The sequence below is a fragment of the Clostridium sp. genome, from assembly GCF_029258205.1.
Classification (GTDB): domain Bacteria; phylum Bacillota; class Clostridia; order Clostridiales; family Clostridiaceae; genus Sarcina.
This window is the reverse complement of sequence record NZ_JARHZJ010000072.1, coordinates 1-8,395: the sequence shown is the minus strand read 5'-3', so window position 1 is coordinate 8,395 and position 8,395 is coordinate 1. Positions and strand designations below refer to the sequence as shown.

The 8,395-nt window shown below is 22.4% G+C and carries 6 protein-coding genes; 2 read left to right on the top strand and 4 right to left on the bottom strand.

Annotated features, from left to right (window positions below):
• Together Q1J60_RS09175 and Q1J60_RS09170 are read left to right on the top strand one after the other, a co-directional pair.
• Positions 1-2,755 (top strand): ImmA/IrrE family metallo-endopeptidase (locus tag Q1J60_RS09175; protein ID WP_300261193.1); only part of this gene is annotated, 2,755 nt, incomplete at its 5' end.
• A 55-nt stretch (positions 2,756-2,810) separates the two neighbouring features.
• Positions 2,811-3,308 (top strand): hypothetical protein, encoded by a 498-nt coding sequence (locus tag Q1J60_RS09170; RefSeq protein ID WP_111936935.1) that lies wholly within the window; start codon positions 2,811-2,813, stop codon positions 3,306-3,308.
• Between the two features lie 272 nt (positions 3,309-3,580).
• On the opposite strand, the gene Q1J60_RS09165 is transcribed toward Q1J60_RS09170, so the two are convergent.
• The 4 genes from Q1J60_RS09165 to Q1J60_RS09150 form a co-directional block, all read right to left on the bottom strand.
• Positions 3,581-3,883 (bottom strand): hypothetical protein, encoded by a 303-nt coding sequence (locus Q1J60_RS09165; RefSeq protein WP_111936936.1) that lies wholly within the window; start codon positions 3,881-3,883, stop codon positions 3,581-3,583.
• Between the two features lie 394 nt (positions 3,884-4,277).
• On the bottom strand, positions 4,278-5,909 hold the full coding sequence (locus Q1J60_RS09160; RefSeq protein ID WP_111936941.1) for an ATP-binding cassette domain-containing protein: 1,632 nt from the start codon (positions 5,907-5,909) through the stop codon (positions 4,278-4,280).
• A complete protein-coding gene (locus Q1J60_RS09155) occupies positions 5,909-6,625 on the bottom strand; it encodes a flavodoxin family protein (protein WP_111936942.1) in 717 nt (238 codons plus the stop codon). Before Q1J60_RS09155 ends, Q1J60_RS09160 begins: the two co-directional genes overlap by 1 nt.
• A gap of 24 nt (positions 6,626-6,649) precedes the next feature.
• Positions 6,650-8,395: DUF4135 domain-containing protein (locus Q1J60_RS09150; RefSeq protein WP_300261190.1), on the bottom strand; the 1,746-nt coding region annotated here is incomplete at its 5' end.

Sequence of the window (8,395 nt, the reverse complement as noted above, 5' to 3'; positions counted from 1 at the left end):
GAAAAAAGAAGTAGATTTGCTCGTAGAACAAGCAAATAAAAAAATAGATAAGGTTTTTAATTCACCTGAAGATATAAAAGAATATCTTTCTTTTATGTCTAAGTTTTACAACTATTCTTTTAAGAATTCAATACTTATAGAAGAACAGTTTAGAGGAGCTAGAGCAGTAGGTAGTTTTGCATTTTGGAAAGAGAAAGGGTATGTGGTTAATAAAGGAGAAAAGGGAATAAAAATTTTAGTACCAACAAAATTAGGTGACAGATTTGAAGCAGAAGATGGAACAATTAAACTTGTAAGTAAAGCAACTGAAAGGGAGAAAGTCTTAATAAAAGAAAAGAAATTAGAGTTTATTCCCGGAAAAACTTTATTTAAACAAGGATATGTTTTTGATGTAAGTCAAACTAATGTACCTTTAGAAGAAATACCTAAATTGTTTCCAAATAGATGGCTAGAAGGAACAGTTGAGAACTATAAAGGATTTTTTAATTCTTTAGAAAATTTAGCAGATAAAATTGGAATTAAGATTATTGAGCCTAAAAGTGAATTAGGTCAAGTAAAAGGAGTAAGTTATACATTTACTAATGAAGTAGCATTAAATCCTAGAAATTCAGAGATACAAAATATAAAAACATTAATCCATGAGTTAGCTCATGCTAAATTGCATACAAGTGAAACTTTTTCAAATTATACTCAGGCTGAAAAAGAGTTTCAAGCAGAAATGGTCGCTTTTTCAGTAAGTAGTTATTTTAATATAGATACTGAAGAATATTCTCTTATATATTTAAAATCTTGGACTAAGGATAGAGATTTTAAAGATAAAGAAAGGCTTTTGAAAGAAGTAAAAGAAACTACAAAAGAGTTTATAGAAACTATTGAAAGTTCTCTTTTAAATATAAAAGAGAAAGAAATACTAATTGAAGATGAAGCAGTAAAAGAGTTTTTAGGGAAAGATAAAATCAAAATAAATGAATTAAGTAAAACTGAATTGGAGGAACTGATAGATAAAAACAATTCTTATACTTGGTTTAAAATTGATGGAAATAAAGAAATAGATTCTAAAGATTTTACTGGTAAAAATCATGTTATGTTATTAAAAAAAGATGATTCATATAGAGATATTTATGTAGGGAAAACTTATAATTTAGAAAATTTGATATATGTTGATGATAATAAAAATTTATATAGACTTAAAAAAGAGTTAGAAGTTGAAAAGACTAATAACTCTTTTTTTTATAAAAAAAATGAGAGTGAGGTTTTAAGTATGGAATATGAAAAAGATATAAATTTATCTTCAGATAAATTTATAAGTGATGAAAACAGAGAGTTGAATGAGAAAGGAGTCTTTAAAGAGCCATATATAACAGTTGATTTTTGCGAAGAGAATTTTTTTAAAAAAGGTGAAGTAATTGACCTTAAAGAAGCAAATGAAAGATTTAAGGAAGCAGAGTTAAAAGTTAGAGAATTAAAAATAGAAGCAGAGCAAAGGGAGGAGTATTATCCATATGCTAAAACTAAATTAAAACTACACTATGCACCAGAGAAGGTAATACCTTTACATTTTGATATAGGAGATGGATATGTAAATGATCTGAAAGAATTGATTAATAAAGAGCTAAAATCGGCTCGATATGAAGATTTACGTAATACATTGGATAACAAAGAAAAAGCGTTTAAAAAGGAAGTAGAGCCTTTTTATGATATAAATAAATTAAAAGAAATTCCAATAGGAAATATTGTTGATAAACTTGGAATAGATACAGTTAAAAGAGGTAATAAACTATGGTGTAATTTAAGAGGAGAAAAAACAGCTTCTTGTTGTATAAATATAGATAAAAATTACTTTTATGATTTTGGAGGACAACCTGAAGGTGGAGATGGAATTAAGTTTGTATCTAAAGCTGAAGGTATAAGTGCTAAGGATTCTATATATAGGTTAGCAGATATGTTTGGCATTGAACCTGAAAATAACATTGATAATAGTTTTAAACCTAGTTTTCATATATCAAATTCTGACTATAAAGAAATAGGAATAGAACCTAATAGAGCTATGTTAAATGTTGATATTAATTTAGAAAGACAAAGTTTAGCAGAAGTAATGGAATTAGAAAAATCATGTGCAAAGACTATGAATGAACTTGCTAATGATGATAAAAGTACATTTTTAAACATATTGAACTTTAAATCAATGCCAATAGTATATAACAATGCAAAAACTTATTACAGTTGTATAGAGAGAATAAATGAATATGTAAAGGAATATAATTCATCTATTGATGGATTTAATTCATTGGAAGTTTTACTTTATAAAGACTTTACTAAGAATTTAGAAGAAAAATTAAATAAACAAATAGATATTTTATATAGAGCTGGTATCAATGAAAGGATTGGATTTGATTTAAGTGAAGAAAAAGTAAACTTGAAGAAAGATTTAGATGATTTATTTTCAGCTTCTCTATCTAATGGGGTTGAGGTTTACTATAATTCTAATCCTGATGAATTAAAAGTTATAAAATCTATAGAAGAATTTAGAGATTATGCTATTGATCTATTAGTACCTGAATTAAGTGGTTTTGAAGTTTCTGAAGAAGAAATAACTAAAATGGAAAAGGAAGTTAAAAGTTGGACATATACAGATCTTTTAGAATTTTGTGAGGGCAATGATATAGAAATTGTGCCTTTAAAAAAAGAAAAAACTATTGAAATTGAAAAGACTGTAAAAGAAGTTAAAATAAAAAATAAACCTATGGAACTATAAGGATATTATAGAAGAACTATTTTTAATAGTTCTTCTTTTTTGAAAGGAAAGTAATATGTTTAGTAAATTAATTGAAAAAGTTAAAAGAAATAAAAAAATAAGTATAGTGATAATTATTTTAGTATTAATAATTTTGTTTTTACAAACAAGCATTTCTCTTAAAAATCAAAAAATAGACTATCTTAATTCAAGTATTTCTAAGTTAGAAAGTGAATTGAAATCTGTAAATTCAACAGAAAGTAAAGGAAGTGAATTAAATGATTCAACAAAAGATAAAAAAGCTGAAGATAAAATAAAGGATGAAAGTTCAAATAAAATATTAGAAAATGTAAAAAACAGATACATTCAATTTGGGAAAGATGAAGGGAAAATATATGATGAAAATTTAAATGGTGTAGATATAGCTACATTTGAATGGATGGATGATAGTATAGTAAGTGATAGTCAAATAAAAAATGGAATAAATAAAATAACTAAAGAGAAATTTAATATAAAAGCTTCAGTAAAAAGAGTATCAGGTATGAATATGTATAAGATAGTAGTAAGTGAATAAAAGAGAAAAAGTCCAGGAGTTTTAAACTGGTGTTTAATAAAATTATCCTGGACTTTTAAATTTATATAAAGCTGATAAATACTTGGTTTTTAATTTTGAAAATAGGATTCTTGGCCAACGATAGTAGGCTAAGAATTGCATGAATACTAAGTTTATTCTTTTTATAATTTATACTCATTTATGTTATACTCGTAAATGAGTATAACATAAATGAGTATAAATTATAAAAAATAAAAAAAGGAACAACTTAATTATATTGCTCCCGATTTAAATTATACTATCTCATTATATTTTATATTTCCTTTAATTAATCTTTTAAGTTTGCTTTTAGTATCTTCATAAAAATTATTCTCTTTAGATAACCTTATCACTTCTTCATAAGTTAACTCAAAAATATTATCTGCTTTTGAATTATAAAAATCTCCATTTATAACCCCAAAAAAATACTTTATACTCTCTTTGTATGTCATTCTTGGAACTTCTTCTAAATCACATCTTTCATCTGTATAATATCCATTCTTATCATTCCATTGTAAAAACTCGATAATCTTTTTTCTTATTAATTCTTGTTGCATACCAATCCCCCCCGTGTTGTTTTTTTTGTTGAGCCTAAGACTTCATATCGGAGTGAATTGTAAAGGAAAATGGAGCAAATTTTTTTAGCTGCTATGAATATAATGAATGGCCGATAAAAAAACTTGTGGAATGGCTTTACAATTTTAGCGTAGATATGATAGGCTGAAGCTTCAAAAAACAAATAAAATAAAAAGAAGAGCCTTAGCTCTTCTCTCTTTATTGATTTCAAGTGGTAAGCATAATCTTTTAAAACATTGAGTGAAAATCCATTGTTAAATAGAATTTTAAAATAAAAGCCTAAGAGCAGTTAGTATTAAATGCTCTTAGGCTTATTATTTTAATTAGTTAAACTAATATAAGCAATTAAACTTTCTAATGATGTACATGTTATTACTAAAGAACTATTGTCTCATCTATAATTTCATTAAATGTTTCTGTATGAGTTATAATAATTATAATCATATCTTTTTTTATATTTTTTAATAATGTATTTAATTTTTCAACACTTTCCTTATCCATGGCTGAATTAGCTTCATCTAAAATTAATAATTTAGGTTGCTTTAGTAACGATCTAGTCACACTTAATTTCTGCTTTTGTCCACCTGATAAATTGTAATTTTTTTCACTAATAATAGTATCCATACCATTTTCTAAACTATTTATAAAGGTGTCTAAATTTAATTCTTTGAGAGTTAAATTTAGAAGGTTTTCTTTTGAGTGTTGAATATTGTAAGTTAAATTATTATAAATTGTATCATTCATCAATACTGGTTCTTGCTCTACTACTGATATAAAATTTTTTCTAAGATCTATAATATCTATATTTTTTATATTGATATCATTATAATTAATATTTCCAGTATAGTTATTATATAATCCAATTATAACATTTATCAATGAACTTTTCCCTTTTCCATTTTCACCAATAATTTTATAAATTTTTCCTTTATTAAAAGTATAACTAAAATCTTTTAAAACAATAATATTATTATCATATGAAAAATTTACATTTTTTAATTCTATTTTAGAAATATCATTTATTAACAAGCTCCCATTTAATTCAGCTTGAATATTAAATAAATTCATAATTCTATCATAAGAAACCAGCAAACTTTGATAGCTCTTTGAACATGTTAAGAAATAGCTCATACTATTTAAAAATATCCCAAAATAGGTCCCAATGATAGTAAATTCACCAATTGTCATATTTTCATTCATAATTTCATATATTCCTATTAAAAGTATTAATATATTGGCTAATACATTTATTAACATACCCGAATTCGAAAAAATACTATTAATTTTAGTTAAATTCATACAACTATTTAATAGCTTATTAAATAATTTTTTCAATCTTATATTTAAAATATCACTAATAGCATTTATCTTTATAAATTTAATATTTTGTATATGTGTGTTCATTTCATTAAATAGTTCACTCTGATTATCTTTATAAATATAATTAGCACTATATAATTTTTTTTTGAAAATTTTATATAATGATATATATAGAGGAATTAAAAATATTAATGAAAAAGTTACTTTAAAGCTTATATTAAATAATATTATTGTACTAATAATTAAATTTATTATGTTAAATAAAAACTCTTTTATATTACTAATAATAAAAGTTGAAAGTGTATTTGAATCTATCCCTATTTGTTGATTTAAATATGCTGAATTATTTTTGTTAAAAAAATGTAATGGTAACAATTTTATATGATTTAAAACACTATATTGTATTTTAAAAGTTATTACTGATAGCAAATTTGCATATATAATTTCTGATGTAAAAGTAAAAATTACACTAAATATATTTAAAAATAATATTATAAGAATCATCTTTATTAAATTTTCGTTGAATTCTTTTAAAACTAACATATCTATAATCCTACCATTTACTAATGGTAGGATTATAGAAATACCCCATACAAACAAAGAAATTAATAAAAATATACTTAATTTCAATTTATTTTTTTTAAAATATTTAGTAGTAAATTTAAAAATTTCTATTAGCTTTTTCATTATTTACTTTTTAATAAATATTCTTGGTATGAATTGCACTCGAATATTTTATTTTCCTTCCAATATTTATGTTCAGCATTATTAGCAGGATAATTCTGAATAGATGCTTTTAACTGATGAAAAGCACTTTCTTGCATAACATTTGATTTAAATTCTAATTTATCTAAATGGAATTTTATTAATTCTGTATAATTATTTAATTCATTTATCATGAAATTTTTATCTTCTAATAAATTAGGTTCTACTGTTGTAAATTCAATATCAAATACATTATGAGTCCCCATAAGGGTTAATATTTTCTTTAAGTAGTTATTAACATAAGAATTTCCATTGCTTGTAGCACTTGTTATAGTACCTGAAAATTTATTGTTTAATTTATATATATGAAGCCAATAACTAAGTCTATCAATTAAAGTTTTCATATCACCACTAACATTGTGGGCAAAAACAGGACTCCCTAGAATTATAAAATCTGATTCTTCAATCATTGTTTTAATTTTATACATATCATCATTTATATCTTGTACACATACCCCATTTTTAAAACAATTATTACAGCTTAAACAATTAGATATATTATAATCATTAGTTGTTATTATTTTATATGTTATATCATTTGATTCATTAACTAATCTTTCTAATAATATTTTTGTAATTTTATACGTATTAGATAATTTACCTTTTCTACTACCTACTATTGCTAATATCTTTTTCATAGTGCCTCCCCAAATATGCTTTTGTTATAGCAATTCTAATATACTAGATATATCTCTATTTCTGTATCTTAAAAATTCATATCCTATACCTACTAAACCAGTTTCAATTGATAAATCTTTAAAGTAGTTTAAACTTTTTATTGGATATTCATTGGTAATAAGTTTATAATTGGCTAGTTTAAATATTTTTTCAGTTAATAATTCTTCTAATTCTTGATCATATTGATTATTTAAAAAATTTATTAAAATATCAGATGTTAAAGCTAGATTGTCATATAAATCATTATATTTAATTATATTTAATAATATTTTCTTTAATTTTAAAAATTCAATATTTTTATTTATCAGATTACAATTCAAAAATAAAAATATATTCTTTAGCTGATTAAAATCATATATTAAATCACTGTCATTTTTATAAAGTTTTGAAATGATATTAGAATTTATTAAATTTAATTCTGCTTTAAAATCATTTTTCATACTTGTAATATTTATATCATATAAATCATTAATAGTACTTAATAACTTAGCTGGACTAATATCTGACATTTCATTAAATGAATTCAATCCTATTTTTAATATTTCAAACTCTAATAAATCTTTTAAAGATTCTAATATTAATTTATATTTATATAATTTATCTTTTTGGTATAATTTTTTTATTAAATCTATTGCTTTAATTATCTCCTTTAAATTTAATTGTTTATATTCAATATCATTTTTTAAATTATTTATAAATATATTTAAACATTCTAATACATTATCATCATAGATATAACTATTATTTATTAATACATCTATAACATCAATAGAATCTTCTATTGATTTAAACTGTGGTGATAGCAATACTTTTTTATTTAAAAGTGTTTTTATAATTTTTTCTAAAATATTTATAGGATCCTTTGTAATTTTATTTAGTTCAAATAAGTACTTTAATGTTCCAGCTAATCCATTTCTATAATTAAAATTAAGTTGAATACTACTTTCAAAATAATGTTCAATTATACATTCATCATTGTATATTATAGATTTTTCTTCTATCAACTTATAAACTTCAATTGCTAAATGTTCTAAATCTAAATTGAAATTTAAATTAAAATTATTATATAAAGTTATATTGAATAAATCATTGTTTTTTCTATTTAGCTCATTAGCTAAATATTTCGAATTATTCAAAGAGATATTTAAATAATCAATTTGTTTATTTAAAATATCATAATTAAAATTATTAATTTTATTAATAACATATTCAAATCCTGAAGTTTTAAAATAATCTTTTATTATATTATTTCTTGAATCAATCAAATCTTTACTTGTTGTAATAGTGTTAAATATAGGTATATCATCAAGTATCATATCTTCTATTTCAGATGTAACCATAGATTTGTTTAAATGTACACTATTCCATAGTGTATATAATGTTTTTTCAAATGCTTGCATATTGCTGGTATATTTAGGATGACTTGAATACTCTAAAATTTTACTATATTCATAGGTATTTCTCATAAGTTGTCTAACTTTAATATCTTTGAAAATATTTAGTTTGTCTAGAAAATCAACTTTATTTTCTAAAATAAATATATTTATATCGTTAAATCCTTCTACAATATCATTTTTATAATTCCTATAATCGATTTTTATATTATTAACTAAAGGAATATTATTCTGAGACTTAACATTAAATTCTTTATACTCAAACTTAGGATTATTTATATCTCCTACTAATTGTAATATTTTAAATGGTAATTTTTGATCTTTATAACTTAATGC

What these genes read in the sequence shown, in the direction of transcription:
- Q1J60_RS09160 (WP_111936941.1), bottom strand. Translation starts at nt 5,909, where the DNA reads ATGAAAAAGCTAATAGAAATTTTTAAATTTACTACTAAATATTTTAAA.
- Q1J60_RS09170 (WP_111936935.1), top strand. Translation starts at nt 2,811, where the DNA reads ATGTTTAGTAAATTAATTGAAAAAGTTAAAAGAAATAAAAAAATAAGT.
- Q1J60_RS09155 (WP_111936942.1), bottom strand. Translation starts at nt 6,625, where the DNA reads ATGAAAAAGATATTAGCAATAGTAGGTAGTAGAAAAGGTAAATTATCT.
- Q1J60_RS09165 (WP_111936936.1), bottom strand. Translation starts at nt 3,883, where the DNA reads ATGCAACAAGAATTAATAAGAAAAAAGATTATCGAGTTTTTACAATGG.